Raw genomic sequence first — 22,558 nt, 5'->3', positions numbered from 1 at the left:
TTACCTCTTATGCAATACGTGGGTTTAATTTGTCAGCATTGATTTCAAACTTTTTAATCGCTTCATCAACAACGCTGGCTTTAATATCACCACGTTTAGCAAGCTCACCTAATGCTGCGACAACAACATAAGATGCATCCACTTCAAAATGATGGCGTAAGTTTTCACGGCTATCACTGCGACCAAAACCATCTGTACCAAGTACTCTGTAACTTTCTGCAGGTACAAAGGCACGGATTTGCTCAGCAAACAGTTTCATATAGTCTGTTGAAACCACTGCTGGGTTATTATTCATAATTTGTGTTACATAAGGTACTTTTGGTTTTTCACTTGGATGTAACATGTTATAACGCTCACAATCTTGACCTTCACGAGCCAATTCAGTGAACGAAGTAACACTATATACATCGGATCCAATGCCGTAATCTTTAGCCAAAATTTCTGCCGCTTCACGAACATGACGTAAAATTGCCCCTGAACCTAATAATTGAACAGTTGGACTACCTTTTTTACCTTTAACCGTATCGAGTTTATAGATACCACGACGAATACCGTCTTCAACACCTTCTGGCATTGCTGGTTGTGCATAGTTTTCATTTAGTGTGGTAATGTAATAGTAAACATTTTCTTGCTCACCATACATACGGCGTAAACCATCTTGCATAATCACCGCTACTTCATAAGCGTAAGCTGGATCATATGAAATACAATTAGGAATGGTTAAAGATTGAATATGACTGTGACCGTCTTGGTGTTGTAGACCCTCACCATTTAATGTTGTTCGTCCTGAAGTGCCACCAATCATAAATCCACGTGCTTGTTGATCCCCAGCAGCCCACATTAAATCACCAATACGTTGGAAACCAAACATTGAGTAGTAAATATAGAATGGAATCATTGGTAAGTCGTTGGTACTGTAAGATGTTGCCGCTGCAAGCCATGAAGCAGTTGCACCACATTCATTAATCCCTTCTTGTAGAATTTGTCCTTTTTCGTCTTCACGATAATAAGCCACTTGTTCTTTGTCTTGTGGCGTATATTGTTGACCGTGTGGATTATAGATACCAATTTGACGGAATAAGCCTTCCATACCAAATGTTCTTGCTTCATCTGCTAAAATTGGCACTAAACGTGGAGCAAGTTCTTTATCTTTAAGCATGATGTTAAGCGCACGAACAAAAGCAATAGTGGTCGAAATTTCTTTTGATTGCTCTTCTAAAAGTGGTGCAAATTCACTTAATGGTGGAATTGACACTGTGCCTGAGAATTTAGTTAATCGTGAAGGTACATAACCATGTAATGCTTGGCGACGTTCATGAATATATTTATATTCTGGTGTATGTTCTTCAAATTTAATGTAAGGTAATTTTTCAAGTGATTCATCATTAACCGGGATGTTAAAGAAATCACGAACATGACGAACGCCGTCCATATTCATTTTTTTCACTTGGTGAGCGATATTTTTACCTTCAGCCGCTTCACCCATACCATAGCCTTTAATAGTATGCGCTAAAATCACGGTAGGACGATCTTTAGTCTCTTTGGCACGACTAAATGCAGCAAACATCTTCTCTGGATCTTGACCACCACGGTTGAGTCTGAAGATTTCTTCATCGCTCATGTCTTTTACTAATTCAGCCGTTTCAGGATATTTACCAAAGAAATGCTCACGCACATAAGCACCATCTTTTGATTTGAAAGTTTGATAGTCACCGTCAAGTGTTTCGTTCATTAAACGAATCAATTTACCTGATTTATCTTTTTGTAATAATTTATCCCAACGATCACCCCAAAGCACTTTGATAACATTCCAACCTGCGCCAGCAAAAATACCTTCAAGTTCGTTGATAATCTTACCATTACCTGTTACTGGACCATCAAGTCTTTGTAAGTTACAGTTGACAACAAATACTAAATTATCCAATTTTTCACGGGTTGCCACCGTGATTGCACCTTTAGATTCTGGCTCATCCATTTCACCATCACCTAAGAAAGCGTAAACGGTTTGTTCAGAGGTATCTTTTAGTCCACGATGATTTAAATATTTTAAGAAGCGAGCTTGATAAATAGCACTTACCGGCCCTAATCCCATTGATACCGTTGGGAATTGCCAAAATTCTGGTAACAATTTAGGATGCGGATAAGATGGTAAACCTCTACCATGAATTTCTTGACGGAAGTTATCTAATTGTTCTTCAGTCAAACGTCCTTCGATGAAAGCACGAGAATAGATACCCGGTGAAATGTGACCTTGGAAGTAGACCAAGTCACCACCATCTTTATCGTTGCGTGCACGGAAGAAGTGGTTAAAACAGACTTCATAAAAAGTGGCTGCCGATTGGAATGAAGCCATATGACCGCCAAGCTCTAAATCCTTTTTAGATGCTCGTAATACCATCATGATAGCATTCCAACGAACAATTGAACGAATGCGCCTTTCAATCTCCCAGTCCCCTGGATAAGCAGGTTGTTCTTCTACTGGAATGGTATTGATATAATTACTTGTTGAAGAACCGAAAAGTAGTGGAACTCCACCATCTCTCGCTTTGTTGACTATTTGTTCGATAATGTACTGAGCACGTTCGATACCTTCTTCACGGATAATTGACTCGATACTTTTAAGCCAATCTTGCGTTTCAAATGGATCGATATCATTCATTTGCATGTCCGACATATAAAAACCTCTTTTTTGTTAAAAAAAATGCAGTTTTTGCTATCCTTAGCTATCACAAAAGCATAACTAAATATATAAGCTTCAATTCTGCACTATGGAGCTTTACTAATATCAGTCTGCCATTTTCACAAAAAAAGTAAAGTAAACCTGAGTTTATAAAAGAATGTTAATTCCTATCAAATTAATCAACCATTCCAATAAATATTGCTTTGAACATATATTTAATTGATATAAAAGAATTTTTAAGAAGTGAAAAACTAGAGAATTATCTATATGGTTATACCTTGTTCAAGCATAGGTTGTCAAGCTATAGTAAAATCTGCTATATAAATGTAAATTTTAAAGCAATGTAACGTAGAGATTGAAAAAACAAGCATGATAAACAAAGACATCATTATCAAAGATTTGAACCTACAACCTTACATGCAAACTTATCAAGCCATGCATGAATATACTCAACGTCGTGATAATCAATCGCCAGATCAAATCTGGCTTGTCGAACATAATGCTGTTTTTACTCAAGGTAAAGTGGGTAAACCTGAACACTTACTTAAACAAACTAATATACCTGTTGTACAAACTGACCGAGGCGGTCAAATCACCTACCATGCTCCCGGCCAGCAAATTATGTATATTTTGTTTGACTTAAAAAGAGCCAAACTTGGTATTCGTGATATAGTCAGTTATCTGGAAAATAGTGTCATACAAACTTTAGCTCATTATGATATCATAGCCTATGCCAAACCCGATGCACCTGGCGTCTATATTGATACAAAAAAAATCTGTTCACTTGGTTTACACATTCAACGTGGTTGCACTTTGCATGGACTTGCTTTAAATATTGATATGGATCTTACTCCCTTTACTTATATTAATCCTTGTGGCTATGCTGGATTGCAAATGACACAATTAAAAGACTATGTCACATCAATCGATCTCAAAGTTATTAAACAACAATTAACGGATAACTTTATTAGCCAGTTAAAAAATCAATAAGATAAAATTATGCAAAATGATGAACCAATAATCCGAAGCTCAAAATACCGTGATGCAGATAAAACACGTTTAATTCCAACTATTACGGTGGAAGATTCTGCCCCCTTAAAAAAACCTGAATGGATGAGAATTAAATTATCCGCTAACAGCGATAATATTGCGCATATAAAAAACACTATGCGCAAACATGGCTTACATTCGGTTTGTGAAGAAGCTTCTTGTCCAAATTTAGCGGAATGTTTTAATCACGGAACGGCTACTTTCATGATTTTAGGTGATATATGTACACGCCGTTGCCCATTTTGTGATGTTGCGCACGGTAGACCATTACCACCAGACCACGAAGAACCCATTAAACTTGCTAAAACAATTCAAGAAATGAGATTGCGCTATGTGGTTATTACCTCGGTTGACCGAGACGACTTAAAAGATGGTGGTGCAAGTCATTTTGCAGCATGTACTAAAGAGATTCGCGCATTCAGCCCAACTATTAAAGTCGAAACCTTAACACCTGACTTTCGAGGCTGCATAGATGAAGCTGTCGAAGTTTTAAGTCAAAATCCACCCGATGTATTCAATCATAATCTTGAAAACATTCCTCGTTTATACAAAAAAATACGCCCAGGGGCTAGCTATGAAGGCTCTTTAAAGTTATTAGAAGCCTTTAAAGAAAAACATCCCGATATTCCAACAAAATCGGGCTTAATGGTTGGTTTGGGTGAAACAAATGAAGAACTTATTCAAGTCTTAAAAGATTTACGTAGTCATGGTGTGACAATGTTAACCTTAGGGCAATATTTACAACCAAGTAAATATCATCTTCCTGTTGAGCGTTATGTATCACCATCAGAATTTGATGAACTAAAACAAATTGCCTTAAATATGGGATTTACTCATGCTGCATGTGGTCCCTTTGTCCGTTCATCTTATCATGCTGATTTACAGGCTATGGGTAAAGAAGTGAAGTAATAAATTAAAAAAACGGTTTATATTATGCAGAAATAGAAGCTGATATTAAAACAGATTCAGAATCTAAAACTTCAGCTATAAAATCCTTGCAAAATTTTTTGAAAAAGAGAATGTTACCTATGGTAAGAAACGAAAAAATATAACAATTATTTCACTACTGTGTAGTATTATGAAACATTCTATTATAGTAAAATACGAAAATCCTTAGAATCAACATTAAACAGTATATAAGATAAAAAATTAATCTTTTCAATAACAGCTTAAAATAAATTCTCGATACATAAGGAATATTAACATGAACGAAGGCTTAAAGTTAGAAAACATAAACGCATTATTTGAAAAATTTGAATTACCCAATTTTAACAGCTCATCAGTAATTTATGGTTGTATCAACCCAAAATTTTGGAAATTTGCACTTTATCAGGAATTAGCTGTTTTAGATATTAAAAATTATCTTATTTATTTTGATTCCAATGAAATTATTTTAATAGGTTTAACTGTAACAGGAGATTTTACTTATAATGTTCTCCAAATACCGATGACATCAATTTCAAATATGACATTCAAAAAAGGTTGGATTAACAGCAAATTTGAATTTACGACTACTGAAAATAAACGATATCCATTTAAAGTACCTAATTTTGTGTTGACTGCGAAATGGCAAAAGCCAAATTTAGCGAATATTATTACCACCTATATTAATCAATAACTAACCCAATTATCTTTTACTGGTGTTATTAAAATATTGCCTAATATATTGTCTTATTGGGCGATTTAATTTTAGTTTTTACATTAAATGTCGGATCCTATCATCGATGAAAAGTCCAAACTAAACTCGTTAACTTTTTTGCTTTGTATTTTTGAAAAAGTGCCGATATGTTCTAACTTGCATATTTTTATTTTCTAGTTTAATTTAGCTATCTGGATTAACTAATAATTGAAGAGTAAACATGACGATATCATTTAAAGAACAACAACAACGTATCAGTTTTGTAAAACAATTTTTTGCTGAACAATTAGCAAAAAACTTATCGCTTATTGAAGTGCAAGCACCCATATTAAGTCAAGTAGGTGATGGGATACAAGACAATTTATCGGGAACCGAAAAAGCCGTTCAAGTTAAAGTTAAAGCTATTCCTCAATCACAATTTGAAGTCGTTCATTCGCTGGCAAAATGGAAACGAAAAATATTAAGTATGCATCATTTCCCTGTCGGCGAAGGTTTGTACACGAATATGAAAGCATTACGACCCGACGAAGATCAACTCTCCCCTATTCACTCTGTTTATGTTGACCAATGGGATTGGGAGAAAGTAATGCGATCGGAAGATCGTAATATAGGGTATTTAAAGCAAACTGTTGAAAAGATCTATGCCGCCATCAAAGCGACTGAAAGTGCCGTATCCGATAAATATCATCTATCACGATTTTTACCCGAATCGATTACTTTTATCGATAGCGAGCAATTATTAAAACGTTACCCTGATTTATCACCTAAAGAACGTGAAAATGCCATCACAAAAGAGCTTGGTGCAGTGTTCCTAATCGGTATAGGTGGTGATTTGTCTAACAATGAAAAACACGATGTACGTGCACCGGACTATGATGATTGGAGTAGCGATAATGAAATGGGTTCAAAAGGTTTAAATGGCGATATTTTAGTTTGGAATCCAATTTTAAATAGTGCGTTTGAAATTTCGTCTATGGGAATTCGAGTTAATCCAGAAGCGTTGAAGCGCCAATTAAAAGCAACCAATGATGAAGACCGTTTACAATATGCGTGGCATAAAGCTTTAGTTGATGGTGATCTACTTCAAACTATAGGGGGTGGAATTGGTCAATCTCGTTTAGCGATGCTACTTTTACAACAAAAACATATTGGACAAGTACAAGCAAGTGTTTGGAACGATGTAACTCATCAAAATTACACTAATTTATTATAATGTAGTGATTATCTCTTCTATTTTCATAGTAGAAGAGATATTACTCACTTCTGATTAGAAAAATTACCTGCTTGAAATCGCCGCTTAACGTAACTTTATTCCTGAACAATTATTCACGTTGTTCATTCAATTTTGTTTTCTGCGCTTTGCTTCAAATCATCTTGCTTTTTACACTCAATGACCCCAGAATCTAATTCTGATGGTAAATCTGAAAAATTCTCTGTTTGATTATTTAAACGAAGATAAATAATTTTTTTCTTTCCAGTATCACAGGAGCCAACAATTTTGCCTTCAACTTGATCAGCAATATCAGTGGGTGAAATTTTTAAAATATAGTCAGATGTTTTTACACCATTATTTTCGATTTTTTCAGCAATATCGGTATAAATAGCGTCACAATTTGATGCCAGCGCAAATGTTGGCATACATATCATCAAAACAGAAACCACTTTTTTCATCTATTTCCTTAATAATATTCTATGAAATTAAAATATAATAAATCAAATTGTTATAATTACTTATTAAATGATAACGATTAACTTTGCCATATATTTATCTTAGCAGATTTTAAGACAAATAAACTCAAATACAATTTTGAAATAGGTAAACGAATAATCGGACAGGCAGTAACTTTTAAATATAATTATTGATGCTGTGAGTAACATCAAAATTATGCACTGTACTATTTGATAAGTATTTAACAAACCTGTTGATAACTCTTTATTTAATTGATTATTAAAGGTTTATCATTCAGATTAAATAATAAACGACCCCAAAAATGATATTATTTTAAAGAAAAAATCAAGTATTAAATTGTTAAAATTAGGCTAAATTAAGACGGATTAAATAGATGAAAAAGGAAGGGTCAGATAAATGAGCAGAAGCAAATACTTCCGCTTTCATTGACAATTATAAGGCGGTAAAAAAAGCGATGAGACCAAAAATTACCCCTGGTGAATTCGCTATCGCAATAGGCCAATCCTTTTTTTCACGCAAAAGACCATAACTGACCCATAAGGAACAGTTGATTGCTGCAGCTAACGGCTGAGTAGGATTTGATTTCATTCCCTGTAAATTATCAATGATTTGTGGAATATAAGAAATGTACATACCCAGTGAAGCAATGGTTGCAATAATACCCAGATAATGGAAAGCTTTTGCTGAAAGATACAAAATGACCTCCTAATTTAAAGTTGAATCAATATTTTTCAATAACAGCAATACTAATGATTTTAAATGAAAACGTTTAAATGATATAAAACTCATTAATGACTAAAGATTGACTAATGAAAAACGAAAAGATTTAAACAACGGTAACAACGTTAAAGATAAATTTAGTGTTATCGCTTCATGTTTATCACACGAAGTGACTGGATGACTTTACTAGTATAGGTCAACGCTGAATTTATACAACTCACATTTTGGGCAATCGTTAGATTAATGGTGTTTGCTTGGTTTCTTTACCTAATAACACAATAGCCATTATTGCCATTAAAATAGATAAGCTAAATATCCTAAAAATCACACTTAAACTAATATCTTTAGCCACTAAGAACCCAACCATGAGAGGGCCTAATATTCCCCCTATTCGTCCAACCGAAGCGGCAATACCTGATCCTGTTGCACGAATATTGGTAGAATACTGTTCTGGAGTATAGGCATACATAGCGCCCCAAGCCCCTAAATTGAAAAAAGACAATAATGCACCATACACAAGTAAAAGATTAACTGATTCTGCCTTACCAAATAAATAAGCACTGATTAATGTACCTAATAAATAGGTGATTAGCACCCATTTACGCCTTACTCGCTCAATCAACCAAGCAACCGAAAAATAACCCGGTAACTGCGCAAATGTCATTAATAAGATATATTGAAAACTTTTTATCATGGAAAACCCTTTCATCATCATGACACTAGGTAACCACAAAAACATACCATAATAGGAAAAAACCACACAAAACCATACTATCCATAACATGATGGTCGAACGGCGAAACTCTGAAGTAAGTAAAGAGTTAACTTTCTTAATTACCGATTCTTTTTTTAAATTTAAATTCAAACTATTATAAGCCGATGAATCCGGTAAATTAAAACGTAAGTAAAGCGCATAAAACGCAGGAATAGCGCAAATAATCATCGCCCCTCGCCAACCTATTGCCGGAATAGGAATAAGAAAATAAGCGATTAAAGCGGCTAAAATCCAACCAACAGCCCAAAAACTTTCAAGTAGTACGACAATTCGTCCTCGATGTTCAGGCTCGACACTTTCGCTTACTAAAGTAGAAGCAACCGGTAATTCACCGCCTAATCCCATACCAATAAAAAAACGTAAAATAAGCAGACTTGCCAGTCCCCAAGCAAATGCACTTAATCCGCTGGCAATACTAAACATTAATAAAGTAAATAAAAATGCGGATTTACGTCCTTTTTTATCCGCATAGATCCCAAACAGAAAGGCTCCTATCGCCATACCGATAGAATTGACACTACCAATTAAGCTAAGTTGTTCAGGGCTTAACCCCCAATCTTGTTTTAAGGCGGCAAGTATAAACGACAGTAAACCAACATCCATCGCATCAAACAGCCAGCCAGTACCGGCAATGATTAAAAGTTTTTTTGTTGACATTGAAAGTTTAGTTGAATATTGCATAACGTTAAATAAATGAAGTTAATGTTTGAAGATCAAACCAAATTCTAATTGAAATGTCCATAGCTTAAACGTATCCAACCGAATTTATCACCATAATCACTCCCTGGTGATACGATTATATTTTGTGCAAGCAATTGATTTAATATAGCGATTTCTTGTTGTGATGATTTGACAGATAATTGAGCATATAAATGAAATCCACCTAAGGGTTTTTGATAATTTAATAAGTGACCAAAATAATCATTGAGCCATTTCATTAATTGATTCGCTTTAAGATTGAGCTGTTCACTCAAAAAGCGTTGATGAGTAACATAATGATTTTTCAAATACTCTTCTGCAAGTAATTGTGGCAAAATGCTTAAACCTGAATCGATATGTTGACGAATATCCGCAAGATTTTCAATAATATTGCGAGGTGCTATCATCCAACCCACCCGTATATTTCGACCAATATATTTAGAAAGCGAACCTAAATAGATGACCTGATTATGGTGGTCAAACTTTTTAATGGGTGAGATGGATAATTGAGAATTAAATGCTAGACCACTATAAGCATCATCTTCAACGATACCAATACATTGCGAACGACAGAATGCTAATATCGCTTTTTTACGTTTATCACTCATCACAAACCCTAATGGATTTTGAAAGATGGGATTAAGAAACAGCCATTTTATGGGTTGCTGACTGACGACTTTCCTTAAACTGTCTAAAGTAATACCTTCATTATCGCACTCAATACCATATAATCGTAACCCTGCTGCTTGGAAAAGCGGCAAAGAGTAAAAATAAGAAGGCGATTCGATAGCAATTGCATCACCCGGTTTGAGTAATCCCTGTGTAATTAAAAATAGTGATTGTTGTGTACCTGATGTAATGAGTATTTGAGATGTATCGACCGACATAGCAAAACGTTGTTGCATATAATTGGCTATTTGCGTTTTTAGTGTTGGCAAACCTAATTGTAATTGGTCACTATTTTTTTCATGCATGATAAGCTCATCTGAGCTGATATTGGGTAATAACAATTTAGGCATCCAAATTGTGGGTAAGTCACCATTAGCAAGATCAATAATGTTAGTTTGTTGACGTCGTATTAGTTCGACTTTTTGTTGATAACGAGATTGTTTATTTTGGTAAAAACGTGCAGGCAAACGCCAATTTATCGTCGTATGCGCCTGTACACCCCATTTTTTATCATTAACAAATGTTCCACTTCCTTGCCTGCGGATTAAAAGTCCTCGTTCAGAAAGATTATCCAAAGCTCGAACCACCGTTGTTCGATTGATATTTAAAATATTAGCAAGTTCACGTTCTGAAGGTAATTGTTCGCCAGCAATCAATATGCCTTGCTCAATATAATATTCAATCAGTTGACTTACTTTATTAAAAAGTGCGCCTTGATAAGTGTTTAACTTCTGTTGATTCCACATGTTATCGATTACTCAAAATTAAAAACCTTGCCAGACAACGAGCAAAAATTGGATGACCTAATTATAGTCCAATTGGCTGTTTCTTCCCTAACGCTAATTTTAAATAATACATCACTAAGCATTAATTAATTTAAATCAGGAGACGTGATGAATAAAATTACCGGAACACAGACCGTAAAACGGGGTATGGCGCAAATGCAAAAAGGTGGCGTGATTATGGATGTGGTAAATGCAGAACAAGCCAAAATTGCTGAACAAGCTGGCGCTGTCGCAGTTATGGCACTGGAACGAGTTCCTTCAGATATTCGTGCTGCCGGTGGTGTTGCCCGAATGGCAGATCCAACTATCGTTGAAGCGGTGATGAATGCGGTAACAATTCCTGTTATGGCAAAAGCACGTATTGGTCATATTGTTGAAGCCCGTATTTTAGAATCAATGGGCGTTGATTATATCGATGAAAGCGAAGTATTAACGCCTGCCGATGAACAATACCATTTACTCAAAGATGAATTTACCGTACCTTTTGTTTGCGGGTGTCGTGATTTAGGCGAAGCACTACGTCGTATAGGCGAAGGGGCATCCATGCTACGCACAAAAGGGGAACCGGGTACAGGTAATATTGTTGAAGCGGTACGCCATATGCGCAGAGTTAACGAACAAATTCGATTAGTAAACAGTAAATCTAAAGATGAACTAATGACATTGGCAAAAGAAATCGGTGCACCTTATGAACTCGTAATACAAATCAAACAGTTGGGGAAATTGCCTGTTGTTAATTTCGCGGCTGGCGGCATTGCAACCCCAGCTGATGCAGCCTTGATGATGCAACTGGGCGCAGACGGCGTTTTTGTTGGTTCGGGTATTTTTAAATCCCAACACCCTGAAAAATTTGCGAAAGCGATTGTGCAGGCAACGACATACTATGACGATTATCCACGCTTAGCAGAACTATCTAAAGGATTAGGTGAGGCAATGAAAGGCATTGAGATCAGTAAATTGTCTGAATCCGAAAGAATGCAAGAACGAGGTTGGTAACGATGCAATCACTAAAACCCTTACGGTTAAAAAAAATTGGCGTACTTAACTTACAAGGCGCGGTTAGTGAACATATAACCATGCTACTGAGTATCGAAAATGTAATTGCGGTAACAGTAAAAAAACCTGACCATTTAGTGGGATTAGACGGTTTAATTATTCCAGGCGGTGAATCTACCACGATTAGCCGACTAATTAAACAAAATGGACTATTTGAACCCATTAAAGAATTTGCCCGTCAAGGTAAAGGTATTTTAGGCACCTGTGCCGGTTTAGTTCTTTGTGGTACAACGACCACTCATCATGAAGTTGAACTTCTTGAATTAATGGATATTACCGTTGAACGCAACGGGTTTGGTCGGCAAGTTGCAAGTTTTGAAACCTTTTTAGATATAGCATCAATTGGCGAGCACATTCCAGCTATCTTTATCCGTGCTCCCTATATCATGCATGCAGGTAACCCAGTAAAACAACTGGCATTTATTGATGATCACTGTGTAATGGCAGAACAAAATAATATTTTAGTCTGCTCATTTCATCCCGAGCTATCTAACGATAATCGGGTGATGAAATATTTTGTTGATAAATGTTGATACGAAGTATTTTTAAAAGACAAGGGATAGATATTTAATAATACAGGTTAAATAGTTTATCCCTATGTGTAAAAACAACACATTGACAAAAAGTACATTATGCTAACCGAAAAATGATTTATTCTTTTTCATAAACAAGATTACTTTTATCAAACTCAATAAAATTAAATTCAAGTCTCATTTCTTCTCTATATAAAGTAAACAAATTTTTTAATTAGACACCACCATAAATCGACGGTTTGCCGTGACAATTTGTAAAAATATAGGAAGACTTATTTTTTCTTCTTTTTGTAATGTATTATTGATATCGTAAATTTTAGATCGTCCAAATCCATCTAAAACAATTGTTTTATCATTGTATAGTGCAGCGATTTCTTTTTCGTTACCCGCCACTATCCATTGCCGTGGCTTGCTATTAAATAAGTTTTCACCTTGATTATATAAATGTGGTGATGTGTTAACATACAGCACATCTTGCATTAAGGTGCGCATAATATCAGTTTGCGATGTCAGTCGGGTGATTTGAGCGGGTTCTTTATTTGGCCATGAGATTATCAGTGGCACATTAAGCAATTCTCGACTGTAATTAATGTCGTCATTACGTATCGCTGTTTTTTTCGCTTCTTTTATAGTAATGTCATTGGTTCCGGTAATGACAATTACAGTGTTTTCGTAGGTATTGGTTAGTCTTAAATACGCTATTAATGATTCAAGATATTGATCTAATTTTTTTGCTTCTGTTTCAAGTTCTTTTAGCGGTATATTTTTATGTTTTACGCCGAGTGAATATTGTACCAGTGAAAATAGTGGTGCATGATTTTCTAATTTATTTTGTTCATCATGCCACGCCATCCAATTATCAGTAACCTGTTTATTAGTCATTTTTTTAGCTGGCGGTATTGAAAAATTGGATAGCAACGCATATCGATACAATGGTTCATCAAATCCATCGTAGGAAAACATCCCTAAGTTGTAATGACGGTAATTAATAGCATCAAATAGTACTGAAGGTTTATGACCCGCTAATATGCTGTTGTAATAGTTGGGATCGAGTCCATAAAATAATGAAAATTTATTAATATTTGTTTGGTTACTTGCAGAGTAATGATCCGTAAATTTAAGATTTTCTTTCGCAAATTCATTTAACCATGGCATGTTGTCGTTTAATAAACGACTATTCCAGCCGTCAATGACTATCATTAATATGTTTTGCGTTGCTTGTTTTTCATCATAACTCAGCCGTGCAAGCGGATATTCTATCGCAATGGCAAAAGGATTACCTTCTTGACTGACTCGAGTTCGGTAATCATTTTCTGGCATAAATCCATATCGTTCAAGGAAGTGTCGAGCAGTCAATGGATAGGATAATGGTAAGCTTGAACGTTGCATAGTTATTGGTCGATAAAAGTTAGCATCAGCCCAAATATGAATTAGATGCGAAAAGACAAAACAAAGAATAAATATAACCACGACTGGTTTTGCATAACGTTTACGCTTATTTAAGCTACGTAATTTTTTCCAACTCCATAATGCAAATAATATTTCAATTAATAAAATAAATGGAATGATAATAAACGCACTACTTAAAAAAGTGGCGTTTTGCGCTGTAAATAACTGCCATATGGATAAATTTAAGTGCATTCTAAAATGCGAGAAGATATCAATATCAACTAAAAGTAAGGCAATCCCTAATGTTGCAATTATGGTTGCTAATATTCGATGCCAACGTGCTGAGTGAATAAAAAAGCTTAACGGAAAAAGTAATATGAGGTAGGTAATAAACGTTAAAAAGCTAAAATGCCCAATTGCACTAATGATTGCATAAAACCGCCCCATAAATGTCCTTGGCCAGTCTGCAATGATTAAATATTGGCTACCCAAAGATATAACAACAAAAATATTAAATAATGTAAACCAGTGTCCCCAGCTTACAATTTGTGAGGATTGGGTATCTTTGATATGATTATTTTTGAGTTTGAGCATATTTATTATTGGTAACGATAATAATGAAGAATATTTACTGTAAGATACTTTACAGTTTACCTGATTTTGAAAAATCTTTCTGTAATTTTTTTATTTGTTAGCATAAAGATTTTGGTATGATCTTGGCGTTATAATCGATACTTGATATAATTTAAAGATTAAATTCGCTAACAACAAAGATAATAATTTTGGCTATCTCACAACTTAAATTACATCAAATCCAACCTGATTTGTCTCAGATTAGTACGCTTGTTGATCACAGTAAAGCAAAAACTGAATCTGCGATAGAAAAGTCAAAAAATATTCTTTCTTGGCAACCTCGTATTGCGTCAGCATTATCCATGTTATGCCCGAGTAAAAGAGCAAGTTATCACCCTCGTTTTATGTTACTGAAAGCGTCAGAAAGTGAACTTTTTTTTGATTTGTTAAAACAAGCAGTTAAATTACAGACTTCCTCTTCAAGGTTGGGTTATAGTTATTTTATCAATGATAATAAAGTTACGTTGACTGAAGCTAAAAGCAAGCAGGATAACTTTGCTATTCAAGATGATTGTCTAGCATCAAGCTATGTTGATGGCGAAAAATTATTTGGTTGTGTTCGACAACCGGAAAATAGCCCAATTAAACTCGATCCAGGTTTAGTTCATCAGGCTAATGGTGGCGTTTTAATTTTAGGTTTACGATCTTTATTAAGCCAACCTACTCTATTGATTAAATTAAAACAAATGGTATTTCAACAAGAATTCGATTGGTTTTCAGCAGATGAGTCGCATCCGTTGCCGTTATCCATCCCTTCTATGCCACTTGATTTAAGAATTATATTAGTTGGTGATCGACTGAGTTTAGCTGATTTACAGGATTTTGACCCCGAATTTTATAATACGTCAATCTACGCTGAATTTGAAAATGAATTGCAGATTACCTCATCTGATCAGCTCAATATGTGGGTGGATTATCTGAAGTTTATTGCAGATAAATTTCATTTGCCAAGTATTGCTCAATCAGCCTATAACAAAATTTATCAAGAAGCAGTGCGTTTTACGGGTGATCAGTTTTATCTTCCCCTTGCAATTGATTGGGTCCATGGGTTATTGGTTAATGCTAGTTATTATGCACAAAATGATGTGATTGATGCGTCATCAGTGGCTTTGTCGACTGAAAACAAGTTGTGGCGTGAAGATTATTTGAAAAAACGATTCCATGAAGAGTTTTTTAATAAACAAATCATGATTAATACTCAAGATCAGGTTGTTGGCCAAATTAATGGTTTATCTGTTGTTGAATATCCCGGCTATCCTTTAGCGATTGGTGAGCCAACGCGTTTAAGTTGTCTTGTTCATTTTGGCGACGGTGAATTAATTGATATTGAGCGTAAAACTGAACTTGCAGGAAATATTCATTCTAAAGGTATGATGATCATGCAGGCTTTTATTATGTCAGAATTTGCTATTAATCATCAATTACCTTTTTCAACTTCTTTAGTATTTGAACAATCTTATAATGAAATTGATGGAGACAGTGCATCGCTTGCTGGGCTATGTGCTATTTTAAGTGCGCTTTCAGGTCAGCCTATCGATCAACAATTAGCGGTTACCGGTTCGGTAGATCAATTTGGTCATGTACAATCAATCGGTGGTATCAACGAAAAAATTGAAGGCTTTTTTACTGTTTGTCAGCATCAGGGGTTAACCGGTCAGCAAGGCGTTATTATTCCCGCATCTAATCAACGTCATTTGTGCTTGAGTGATAATGTGATTGAAGCAATAGCTCATGAAAAGTTTTCTATTTGGACTGTTGAACATATTGCGGATGCACTTTATTTATTAACAGGAATTCCTTATAAAGATGATAATGCAATTAGTCTTTATAAGCTTATTTATGCACGTATGCAAACTATGCTTTTACAAGATAAAAAACAGGATAGTTGGTTTGCAAAATGGCAAAGATATTGCAAAAAATAGTAATACCCAATAAACTTGAAAGCCAAATTTGGTTGAGATGTAACGTTTTAGCAAGCGGCAAAAGATTTTACAGTATTGATTATTCATAATATTTTATTGAATAATTATTTTTATAATCATGTAAGTAATGACAGAAAATAAAAGGTTTTTTTATGACATTTGAACGTAAATCTTCATACGATAAAGCAGATCTGATTAAATCAGGAAATAGTGAACTTTTTGGTCATGACGGACCGCCTTTACCATCAGATTTAATGCTTATGATGGACCGTGTTGTCGAAATGAATGAAGAAGGTGGAAACTTTAATAAAGGTTATGTGGAAGCCGAACTTGATATTAATCCAGATTTGTGGTTTTTCAAATGTCATTTTAAAAATGATCCTGTCATGCCTGGTTGTCTTGGGCTTGATGCTTTATGGCAATTAGTTGGATTTTACCTTGGTTGGATTGGCGGTAAGGGTAAAGGTCGAGCTCTTGGGGTCGGAGAGTTAAAATTAAAAGGTCAAATATTACCCAAAAATAAAAAAGTTACCTATAAAATCCATTTTAAACGTGTGATTAACCGCAAATTAATTATGGGAATCGGTGATGGCGAAGTTTATGTAGATGGTAAATTGATTTACGAAGCTACCGATCTTAAAGTTGGGCTGTTCAAAGATACCAGCGAATTTTAATTTTTTTGATTTTTATTAGCCTTACACATTATTTCAGTAAGGCTATCTTGAATATCGTTTATCCAAGCAGTTTCTGATAATTCATTTATCCCTTGTTATAAAAATATATTTTCGCCCGTTTTTATCTTCTCAAAATTAACTATTAACTACAAATTATCTTCAGATTGATGATTTTTCATTAGTATTTTTTGGTATTCAATGTATAATGTGGTAAATTTTTTATAGTCTTTATTAATCATGAGTTTACTTAATCGTTTTGTTGTTTTTTTTATTTTATCTTGTTTTTTCAATACCGTTGCCTATGCTAATTTCAGTGGAAAAGTCGTTAAAGTAATAGATGGTGACACAATTGATGTTTTAACGCCTGTGAAACAAAAAATCCGAATCCGTTTAGTTGATATTGATGCACCAGAAAGCAAACAAGCCTATGGTAATGCATCTAGAAAATACCTAGCTTCACTTATCGCAGGAAAATCAGTTTATATTAAAGAAAGTAACAAAGATATTTATAACAGAACGTTAGGAACCGTTTTTTATAATGGCATAAATATCAATCAGAAAATGGTTTCAAGTGGATATGCTTGGGTATATCGCTATAAAGGTGTGGCTAAAAATAAGCAATTAATAGCGCTTGAATCGCAAGCCAAACAAAATAGAAAGGGACTATGGAAAGATAAAAACCCAATAGCCCCATGGAAATTCCGACGTTTAAATCAGAAATAAATTTTTCATCAAGAATTTATCAATTTATTTTAAAGCAGGATAAAGAGATTCTAATTGTTTAAGTGCTTCTAAACCTTGTTTACAACCTGTTTCTTGATCACTTGAGGACATAGCAGCAACTTGTTTTTTACCTGCTTCTAAATTTTGTTTCATCATATCAGTTTGCTGTTTTGTTGCTGCATCTTTAGGTAAAGATTCAACTAATTTATCCACTTTTTCAAAATAAGTTTTACAACTATCAGATAAATCAGCCATCGCAGCAGAAGATAAACTTAAAAGTACAGCAGAAACTAGAAATTTTTTCATTATTTATTTTTCCTTTCAATTTATAAAATTATCTTTTTGATAATATTAGTATATTTATTACACCTAATATTGCGGAAAATAATACATTAGAGATTTTGGAAAAGCAAATAAAATATTTTGTAGGATGTAGGAAATTATCAGCATATTTAAAATATGCTGATAAAATATAAAGATGGGTGCAGAATTACATTACAACAACATCTGCTGCAGCTGGGCCACGTTCACTGTCTTGAATTGAAAATTCAACCTGTTGACCTTCACCTAAAGTTTTAAAACCTTCACCAGAGATTGCAGAAAAATGTACAAATACATCTTTGCTACCATCAGCAGGAGAAATAAAACCATAACCTTTACTTTCGTTGAACCACTTAACTTGACCAGTTTTCTTAGACATAATAATCTTCCTATAAAATAATTTAAGCCAACAAGGCTAATTTAAAAAAAACATAAAACTTGGACTACTTATAAACACTGAAACGTGAAAGCTGAAGAGAACTAATACTAATGTAAATAGAAAGTAAACTACAAACTGCTTAAATCAAGATGTCACTAAATAAATCTGCACGTTATATGCTGTAAACTATTAACTCATATATTAATTGTTAATGCAAGTGTTGTTTGTAAAGTTTTACAAATTTATTTGATAGGCAAAACCTAAATTACTTTCAATCGTTAAATTAATTTAATTTTTACGTTTTAATTAATTTTTAGCATTTTGCCAAATGTAAATTTTAGATTAACTTATTTTTCACTCATGCTTTGAGACTTATTTATTGTTGCTTCAACAGCATCAATAACCGCCGCTCTGAATCCCTTTTCTTCAAGCATTTGCACACCCTCAATGGTCGTACCGGCTGGTGAACATACCATATCTTTTAATTCTCCAGGATGTTTACCCGTTTCTAGTAACATCTTTGCTGACCCCATTACTGTTTGGGCAGCAAATTTATAGGCTTGTTTTCGAGATAACCCCCCTTTTACTGCCCCATCAGCTATAGCTTCAATAAACATAAATACAAACGCTGGAGAGGATCCACTTGCACCTACTACAGCATCAATTAAATATTCAGGTACAATTTCAGTTTCACCAATACAATTAAATAATGTTTGAACCGTAGCTAACTCTTCCTCTGTAACTTCTGTATTTGGCGTGATTGAGCACATTGCTGCGTTGACTAAGGCTGGTGTATTTGGCATGACTCTAATAATTTTTTGTTCATATCCCACACATTTTGCAATCGTTTTTATACTAACTCCTGCAGCAATAGAAATCACAATAGTACTTTTTTTTAATTCTTTTTGGATATCATTTAAAACATCGATAATCGCATTGGGTTTTACAGCCACAATAACCATATCCGATTCTTTTGCTACATTTCTGGCTGAATCTAAATTATTAATTCCATAAGATTGATTAAGTGAAATCCCTTTTTCTGGATGGGTATCATAAATATTGATTTGGTTACCTGATACAATTTTACTTGATAAAATACCTTGTAAAATAGCATTACCCATATTGCCTAAACCTATTAAACCAATGCGTTGTTCCATTTTTTACCCCTTTTTCATTTGAACTTTTTAACATTAGTATAATTTATTTTTTTAGAAAACTTTAAATTTTATTAAATTACTGATCATTACAAATCATCACTTTGCATTATTTGCATACCATATTGTTGACCCGTTTGCATTAATGAAAGTATCTGTTTAGTTTTGCCTTCGTTGATAAGGTTGCTTACCGCAGGCGTATTAATCAAAACTTCGAATATCGCTTTACGCTGCCGGTTATTTGTGACTAATTTTTGGGTAATAATTGCTTTTAAGCTTGTCGATAATTGTGCTCGTATAAAATTATGTGAATGATTTTCAAAGACATCAATAATTCGGTTGATACTTTTAATTGCCGAGCTTGTATGTAAAGTTGCAAAGACTAAATGTCCTGTTTCAGCGGCGGTTAACGCAGCTTGAATAGATTGTTTATGCCGTAATTCGCCAAGCATGATAATATCGGGATCTTGTCTTAAAATACTATCAATTGCCGAGCCAAAATCAGAAATCTCACGTTGTTGAATAAGCGATTTATTATTTTGATAAATAAATTCTATCGGATCTTCTAAAGTAATAATATGTTTTGTTGCTGTAATATTGATGTATTGTATCAATGACGCCAACGTCGTTGATTTACCGCTACCCGTTGCACCGGTAACTAAAACAATCCCGCTTTGAGTTTGTGTTAATTCAGGTAAAATTTTTGGGGCTTTAATTTCTTGTAAACTTGGAATTTGGTGATTGATGACACGAAAGACAGCTGAAATACCTCGCATTTGATAAAATATATTTACTCGAAATCGCCCTATTTTTGCGGGATGATAGGCGATATCAATTTGACCATTTTGTTGTAATCGATTTTTTTGGGAATCATTGAGTAATTTAAATAATTCTATTTCCAAAACTTGAGCTGATAGTTGAGAAACAGACAAAAATTGTAGTTGTCCATTAATTCGCATACAAGGCACTTCGCCACTAGATAGGTGCAAATCCGATGCTTTTTGGGTTACACTAAGTGATAATAAAGAATGTAATATTAATTTAGACATACTAATGATAATTAGGTATAAACATGAATACAGTACATGACAATTTAATGGCTATAAAAAAAGATATTGAGAAAATAGCTTCAAATTGTGGTCGAGATCCCAAAAAAATTGAACTTATTGCGGTAAGTAAGACCAAACCAGTTACATTAATTACAGAAGCTATAGACGCAGGACAACTCGCATTTGGTGAAAATTATGTTCAAGAAGGTGTAGAGAAAATAAATTATTTTCAAAAAACGATGCCAAATTGTCCTCTTATTTGGCATTTTATTGGCCCTTTGCAGTCGAATAAAAGCAAGTTGGTTGCAGAACACTTTGATTGGATGCATACAATTGATCGTTTCAAAATCGCTCAGCGTTTAAGTGATCAGCGCCCTGCCAATATGGCTAAATTAAATGTACTTATTCAGGTTAATATAAGTCAAGAAGCCACCAAATCCGGCGTAAAACCAGAAGAAGTGTTAGCTTTAGCTAACCAGATTATTACATTACCTAACCTTTGTTTACGTGGTTTAATGGCTATCCCTGAAATCGAAGATGATTTCGATAAACAATTCATTATTTTTTCAAAAATGACGGCGCTTTTACAACAATTAAAAATTGATATTCCTTATGTTGATACATTATCTATGGGAATGAGTGGAGACATGAAAGCGGCGATTTTAGCTGGTAGCACAATGGTTCGTATTGGTACGGCAATCTTTGGCGAGCGAAAGTATTTATGATATATTGGCTCAATGACTTTCATTTAAGGAGTTTTCAATGGAATTGATCTACTTTCTTGGCAAAACGGTAATAACGTTTTGTCTGTATGTTTTAATTTTACGTTTGTGGATGCAGCAAGTCAGAGTTAATTTTCATAATCCAATCACTCAATTTATTGTAAAAGTTACTCAACCTATTATCGGTCCAATGCGCCGTTTTATTCCTTCAGTAGGAAAATTTGATTTTGCAACGTGGCTACTTTTGTATTTAGTTGCTTTAATTAAAATTTTGTTCATCTTTAGTTTTATCCCCATAAATTTACCATTTAATGTTAATTATTTATGGTTTGCTTTGGTAGCAATTTTGCATGCTATGGGTTACCTGCTATTTTGGTTATTGCTATTCAGAGCGATTTTGAGTTGGATTAGTCGTGGACAATCAGTACCTGACGAAATTCTTTACCAATTAACAGAGCCATTAATGGCACCAATTCGTCGTTTTATTCCACCTATTGGCATGATCGATGTTACGTTTGCAATTGTGGCTGTCGTGCTTATGTTTATGAACTATTTTGCCACCAAAATTTTTGGTGCGCTGTGGATCATTCTTTAGATGATTTAAAAAAGGAGCTGTTGCTCCTTTTTTTAAATGATATGATCTTCCCAACAAATCACATCTTTTTCATATACAATTCGATTTTTAACCGATATTTTTAATTCATGCATTAGTTTTTTGTTGCCCGCAATCAGTGGATGCCATTCAGGTAATTCCCCATTTTTTTGGAAATATCGATAAGAACAACTCAAAGGTAGCCATTCAATAGTAAGTAAATTTTCTCGAGTAAGCTTAATGCAATCGGGTTCATATTTGAATCGATTAGCGTAGTGTTTACATTGGCATGTGTTGGCGTCGAGCAAATTGCAAGCCACATTAGTGTATAAGATTTCGTCAGTGTCCTCATCCATTAATTTGTTCAGACAACATTGTCCACAACCATCACATAGTTGCTCCCATTCATCATCGCTGAGTTGATCTAAAGTCTTACCTTTCCAAAATGGCTCAATCATGCTTTAAAATCATCTTCTTTTAACATTTGTAAGAAAAACCCATCCGTTTTAATCTTTTCTTCGATTTCTTCGGATGTCCCAACTACAAAACGTCTTTTTCCATCTAATAATACTTTCATAACAAATATCGGAGAACCAAAAATTGAGAGTATTCTTTCAGGTATACCAGAAAAATCATTTTCATTTTTCATATACAAGTAACAATTTTCTTTTTTTGGACTACGATAGATATAACACCACATCATA

At 34.3% G+C, this 22,558-nt stretch carries 23 protein-coding genes; 11 read left to right on the top strand and 12 right to left on the bottom strand.

The annotated features are described in order from the left end of the window. Window positions 1-7: 7 nt before the first annotated feature. Window positions 8-2,674 carry a pyruvate dehydrogenase (acetyl-transferring), homodimeric type gene (gene aceE / locus A9G10_RS09910; RefSeq protein WP_065559370.1) on the bottom strand — a complete coding sequence of 889 codons (2,667 nt, stop codon included), beginning with the start codon at window positions 2,672-2,674 and terminating at the stop codon, window positions 8-10. 375 nt (window positions 2,675-3,049) lie between these two features. Between aceE and lipB the strand changes: the two genes are divergently transcribed. The 4 genes from lipB (at window position 3,050) to asnA (ending at window position 6,582) form a co-directional block, all read left to right on the top strand. Further along, window positions 3,050-3,670 (top strand): lipoyl(octanoyl) transferase LipB, encoded by a 621-nt coding sequence (lipB, locus tag A9G10_RS09905; RefSeq protein WP_065559369.1) that lies wholly within the window; start codon window positions 3,050-3,052, stop codon window positions 3,668-3,670. 9 nt (window positions 3,671-3,679) lie between these two features. Beyond that, window positions 3,680-4,639, top strand: a complete 960-nt coding sequence (gene lipA, locus A9G10_RS09900) for a lipoyl synthase (RefSeq protein WP_065559368.1) — start codon at window positions 3,680-3,682, stop codon at window positions 4,637-4,639. Between the two features lie 295 nt (window positions 4,640-4,934). Further along, a complete protein-coding gene (locus tag A9G10_RS09895; RefSeq protein WP_065559367.1) occupies window positions 4,935-5,348 on the top strand; it encodes a hypothetical protein in 414 nt (137 codons plus the stop codon). 241 nt (window positions 5,349-5,589) lie between these two features. Next, entirely contained in the window at window positions 5,590-6,582 is a 993-nt protein-coding gene (gene asnA, locus A9G10_RS09890; RefSeq protein ID WP_065559366.1) for an aspartate--ammonia ligase, read from the top strand. Window positions 6,583-6,704: 122 nt separating this feature from the next. Here asnA and A9G10_RS09885 read toward each other — a convergent pair whose 3' ends face one another. From A9G10_RS09885 to A9G10_RS09870, 4 genes are all read right to left on the bottom strand, one after another. Next, window positions 6,705-7,040 carry a DUF1161 domain-containing protein gene (locus tag A9G10_RS09885; protein WP_065559365.1) on the bottom strand — a complete coding sequence of 112 codons (336 nt, stop codon included), beginning with the start codon at window positions 7,038-7,040 and terminating at the stop codon, window positions 6,705-6,707. Between the two features lie 451 nt (window positions 7,041-7,491). After that, window positions 7,492-7,755 carry a SemiSWEET family transporter gene (locus A9G10_RS09880; RefSeq protein WP_081299178.1) on the bottom strand — a complete coding sequence of 88 codons (264 nt, stop codon included), beginning with the start codon at window positions 7,753-7,755 and terminating at the stop codon, window positions 7,492-7,494. A 259-nt stretch (window positions 7,756-8,014) separates the two neighbouring features. Further along, the gene (locus A9G10_RS09875; RefSeq protein ID WP_065559364.1) at window positions 8,015-9,211 is read right to left on the bottom strand and encodes an MFS transporter; all 1,197 of its coding nucleotides are present in this window, start codon (window positions 9,209-9,211) and stop codon (window positions 8,015-8,017) included. Between the two features lie 68 nt (window positions 9,212-9,279). Continuing rightward, complete coding sequence (locus tag A9G10_RS09870; protein ID WP_065559363.1) at window positions 9,280-10,668, bottom strand: aminotransferase-like domain-containing protein; 1,389 nt, start codon at window positions 10,666-10,668, stop codon at window positions 9,280-9,282. A gap of 147 nt (window positions 10,669-10,815) precedes the next feature. Here A9G10_RS09870 and pdxS point away from each other — a divergent pair, with 147 nt between their 5' ends. Continuing rightward, the gene (gene pdxS / locus A9G10_RS09865; protein ID WP_065559362.1) at window positions 10,816-11,703 is read left to right on the top strand and encodes a pyridoxal 5'-phosphate synthase lyase subunit PdxS; all 888 of its coding nucleotides are present in this window, start codon (window positions 10,816-10,818) and stop codon (window positions 11,701-11,703) included. Between the two features lie 2 nt (window positions 11,704-11,705). Next, window positions 11,706-12,296, top strand: coding sequence for a pyridoxal 5'-phosphate synthase glutaminase subunit PdxT (gene pdxT, locus A9G10_RS09860; protein WP_065559361.1), 591 nt, complete (start codon window positions 11,706-11,708; stop codon window positions 12,294-12,296). 210 nt (window positions 12,297-12,506) lie between these two features. Here pdxT and A9G10_RS09855 read toward each other — a convergent pair whose 3' ends face one another. Further along, entirely contained in the window at window positions 12,507-14,279 is a 1,773-nt protein-coding gene (locus tag A9G10_RS09855) for a DUF3413 domain-containing protein (protein WP_065559360.1), read from the bottom strand. 188 nt (window positions 14,280-14,467) lie between these two features. On the opposite strand from A9G10_RS09855, the gene A9G10_RS09850 reads away from it, so the two are divergent. The 3 genes from A9G10_RS09850 (at window position 14,468) to A9G10_RS09840 (ending at window position 17,637) form a co-directional block, all read left to right on the top strand. Beyond that, on the top strand, window positions 14,468-16,240 hold the full coding sequence (locus A9G10_RS09850; protein ID WP_218837386.1) for an AAA family ATPase: 1,773 nt from the start codon (window positions 14,468-14,470) through the stop codon (window positions 16,238-16,240). Window positions 16,241-16,392: 152 nt separating this feature from the next. Then, a complete protein-coding gene (fabA, locus tag A9G10_RS09845) occupies window positions 16,393-16,914 on the top strand; it encodes a bifunctional 3-hydroxydecanoyl-ACP dehydratase/trans-2-decenoyl-ACP isomerase (RefSeq protein ID WP_065559359.1) in 522 nt (173 codons plus the stop codon). Window positions 16,915-17,151: 237 nt separating this feature from the next. Beyond that, window positions 17,152-17,637 carry a thermonuclease family protein gene (locus tag A9G10_RS09840; protein ID WP_065559358.1) on the top strand — a complete coding sequence of 162 codons (486 nt, stop codon included), beginning with the start codon at window positions 17,152-17,154 and terminating at the stop codon, window positions 17,635-17,637. Window positions 17,638-17,661: 24 nt separating this feature from the next. Here the strand turns inward: A9G10_RS09840 and A9G10_RS09835 are convergent, their stop codons facing one another. The 4 genes from A9G10_RS09835 to A9G10_RS09820 all read right to left on the bottom strand — a co-directional run bounded on the left by A9G10_RS09835 (window position 17,662) and on the right by A9G10_RS09820 (window position 20,540). Next, the gene (locus A9G10_RS09835; RefSeq protein ID WP_081299177.1) at window positions 17,662-17,943 is read right to left on the bottom strand and encodes a DUF5339 domain-containing protein; all 282 of its coding nucleotides are present in this window, start codon (window positions 17,941-17,943) and stop codon (window positions 17,662-17,664) included. Between the two features lie 184 nt (window positions 17,944-18,127). Continuing rightward, entirely contained in the window at window positions 18,128-18,337 is a 210-nt protein-coding gene (gene cspE, locus A9G10_RS09830; protein WP_065559356.1) for a transcription antiterminator/RNA stability regulator CspE, read from the bottom strand. Window positions 18,338-18,684: 347 nt separating this feature from the next. Continuing rightward, a complete protein-coding gene (gene proC, locus A9G10_RS09825; protein ID WP_065559355.1) occupies window positions 18,685-19,494 on the bottom strand; it encodes a pyrroline-5-carboxylate reductase in 810 nt (269 codons plus the stop codon). Between the two features lie 86 nt (window positions 19,495-19,580). Beyond that, a complete protein-coding gene (locus tag A9G10_RS09820; RefSeq protein WP_065559354.1) occupies window positions 19,581-20,540 on the bottom strand; it encodes a type IV pilus twitching motility protein PilT in 960 nt (319 codons plus the stop codon). 23 nt (window positions 20,541-20,563) lie between these two features. Here A9G10_RS09820 and A9G10_RS09815 point away from each other — a divergent pair, with 23 nt between their 5' ends. Both A9G10_RS09815 and A9G10_RS09810 read left to right on the top strand, forming a co-directional pair. Next, window positions 20,564-21,265, top strand: a complete 702-nt coding sequence (locus A9G10_RS09815) for a YggS family pyridoxal phosphate-dependent enzyme (RefSeq protein ID WP_065559353.1) — start codon at window positions 20,564-20,566, stop codon at window positions 21,263-21,265. A gap of 37 nt (window positions 21,266-21,302) precedes the next feature. Next, window positions 21,303-21,857 carry a YggT family protein gene (locus A9G10_RS09810; RefSeq protein ID WP_065559352.1) on the top strand — a complete coding sequence of 185 codons (555 nt, stop codon included), beginning with the start codon at window positions 21,303-21,305 and terminating at the stop codon, window positions 21,855-21,857. A gap of 32 nt (window positions 21,858-21,889) precedes the next feature. Here the strand turns inward: A9G10_RS09810 and A9G10_RS09805 are convergent, their stop codons facing one another. Beyond that, window positions 21,890-22,312 carry a YcgN family cysteine cluster protein gene (locus A9G10_RS09805; RefSeq protein WP_065559351.1) on the bottom strand — a complete coding sequence of 141 codons (423 nt, stop codon included), beginning with the start codon at window positions 22,310-22,312 and terminating at the stop codon, window positions 21,890-21,892. Then, window positions 22,309-22,557, bottom strand: a complete 249-nt coding sequence (locus A9G10_RS09800; RefSeq protein ID WP_081299176.1) for a YcgL domain-containing protein — start codon at window positions 22,555-22,557, stop codon at window positions 22,309-22,311. The genes A9G10_RS09805 and A9G10_RS09800 overlap by 4 nt, the downstream gene beginning before the upstream one ends. Window position 22,558 lies beyond the last annotated feature (1 nt).

Source organism: Gilliamella sp. wkB308, assembly GCF_001690185.1.
Taxonomy (GTDB): Bacteria; Pseudomonadota; Gammaproteobacteria; order Enterobacterales; family Orbaceae; genus Gilliamella; species Gilliamella apicola_I.
Note: the sequence above shows the minus strand (reverse complement) of the source record. Positions and strands in the feature narration are given on the sequence as shown.

Bases quoted from the DNA above. Each gene is read 5' to 3' on its own strand.
- A9G10_RS09885 (WP_065559365.1), bottom strand. From the start codon at position 7,040: ATGAAAAAAGTGGTTTCTGTTTTGATGATATGTATGCCAACATTTGCG.
- A9G10_RS09840 (WP_065559358.1), top strand. From the start codon at position 17,152: ATGAGTTTACTTAATCGTTTTGTTGTTTTTTTTATTTTATCTTGTTTT.
- lipA (WP_065559368.1), top strand. From the start codon at position 3,680: ATGCAAAATGATGAACCAATAATCCGAAGCTCAAAATACCGTGATGCA.
- proC (WP_065559355.1), bottom strand. From the start codon at position 19,494: ATGGAACAACGCATTGGTTTAATAGGTTTAGGCAATATGGGTAATGCT.
- A9G10_RS09835 (WP_081299177.1), bottom strand. From the start codon at position 17,943: ATGAAAAAATTTCTAGTTTCTGCTGTACTTTTAAGTTTATCTTCTGCT.
- A9G10_RS09895 (WP_065559367.1), top strand. From the start codon at position 4,935: ATGAACGAAGGCTTAAAGTTAGAAAACATAAACGCATTATTTGAAAAA.
- A9G10_RS09820 (WP_065559354.1), bottom strand. From the start codon at position 20,540: ATGTCTAAATTAATATTACATTCTTTATTATCACTTAGTGTAACCCAA.
- pdxS (WP_065559362.1), top strand. From the start codon at position 10,816: ATGAATAAAATTACCGGAACACAGACCGTAAAACGGGGTATGGCGCAA.
- cspE (WP_065559356.1), bottom strand. From the start codon at position 18,337: ATGTCTAAGAAAACTGGTCAAGTTAAGTGGTTCAACGAAAGTAAAGGT.
- lipB (WP_065559369.1), top strand. From the start codon at position 3,050: ATGATAAACAAAGACATCATTATCAAAGATTTGAACCTACAACCTTAC.
- A9G10_RS09800 (WP_081299176.1), bottom strand. From the start codon at position 22,557: ATGATGTGGTGTTATATCTATCGTAGTCCAAAAAAAGAAAATTGTTAC.
- A9G10_RS09875 (WP_065559364.1), bottom strand. From the start codon at position 9,211: ATGTCAACAAAAAAACTTTTAATCATTGCCGGTACTGGCTGGCTGTTT.
- A9G10_RS09805 (WP_065559351.1), bottom strand. From the start codon at position 22,312: ATGATTGAGCCATTTTGGAAAGGTAAGACTTTAGATCAACTCAGCGAT.
- A9G10_RS09810 (WP_065559352.1), top strand. From the start codon at position 21,303: ATGGAATTGATCTACTTTCTTGGCAAAACGGTAATAACGTTTTGTCTG.
- aceE (WP_065559370.1), bottom strand. From the start codon at position 2,674: ATGTCGGACATGCAAATGAATGATATCGATCCATTTGAAACGCAAGAT.
- asnA (WP_065559366.1), top strand. From the start codon at position 5,590: ATGACGATATCATTTAAAGAACAACAACAACGTATCAGTTTTGTAAAA.
- A9G10_RS09870 (WP_065559363.1), bottom strand. From the start codon at position 10,668: ATGTGGAATCAACAGAAGTTAAACACTTATCAAGGCGCACTTTTTAAT.
- fabA (WP_065559359.1), top strand. From the start codon at position 16,393: ATGACATTTGAACGTAAATCTTCATACGATAAAGCAGATCTGATTAAA.
- A9G10_RS09815 (WP_065559353.1), top strand. From the start codon at position 20,564: ATGAATACAGTACATGACAATTTAATGGCTATAAAAAAAGATATTGAG.
- A9G10_RS09855 (WP_065559360.1), bottom strand. From the start codon at position 14,279: ATGCTCAAACTCAAAAATAATCATATCAAAGATACCCAATCCTCACAA.
- pdxT (WP_065559361.1), top strand. From the start codon at position 11,706: ATGCAATCACTAAAACCCTTACGGTTAAAAAAAATTGGCGTACTTAAC.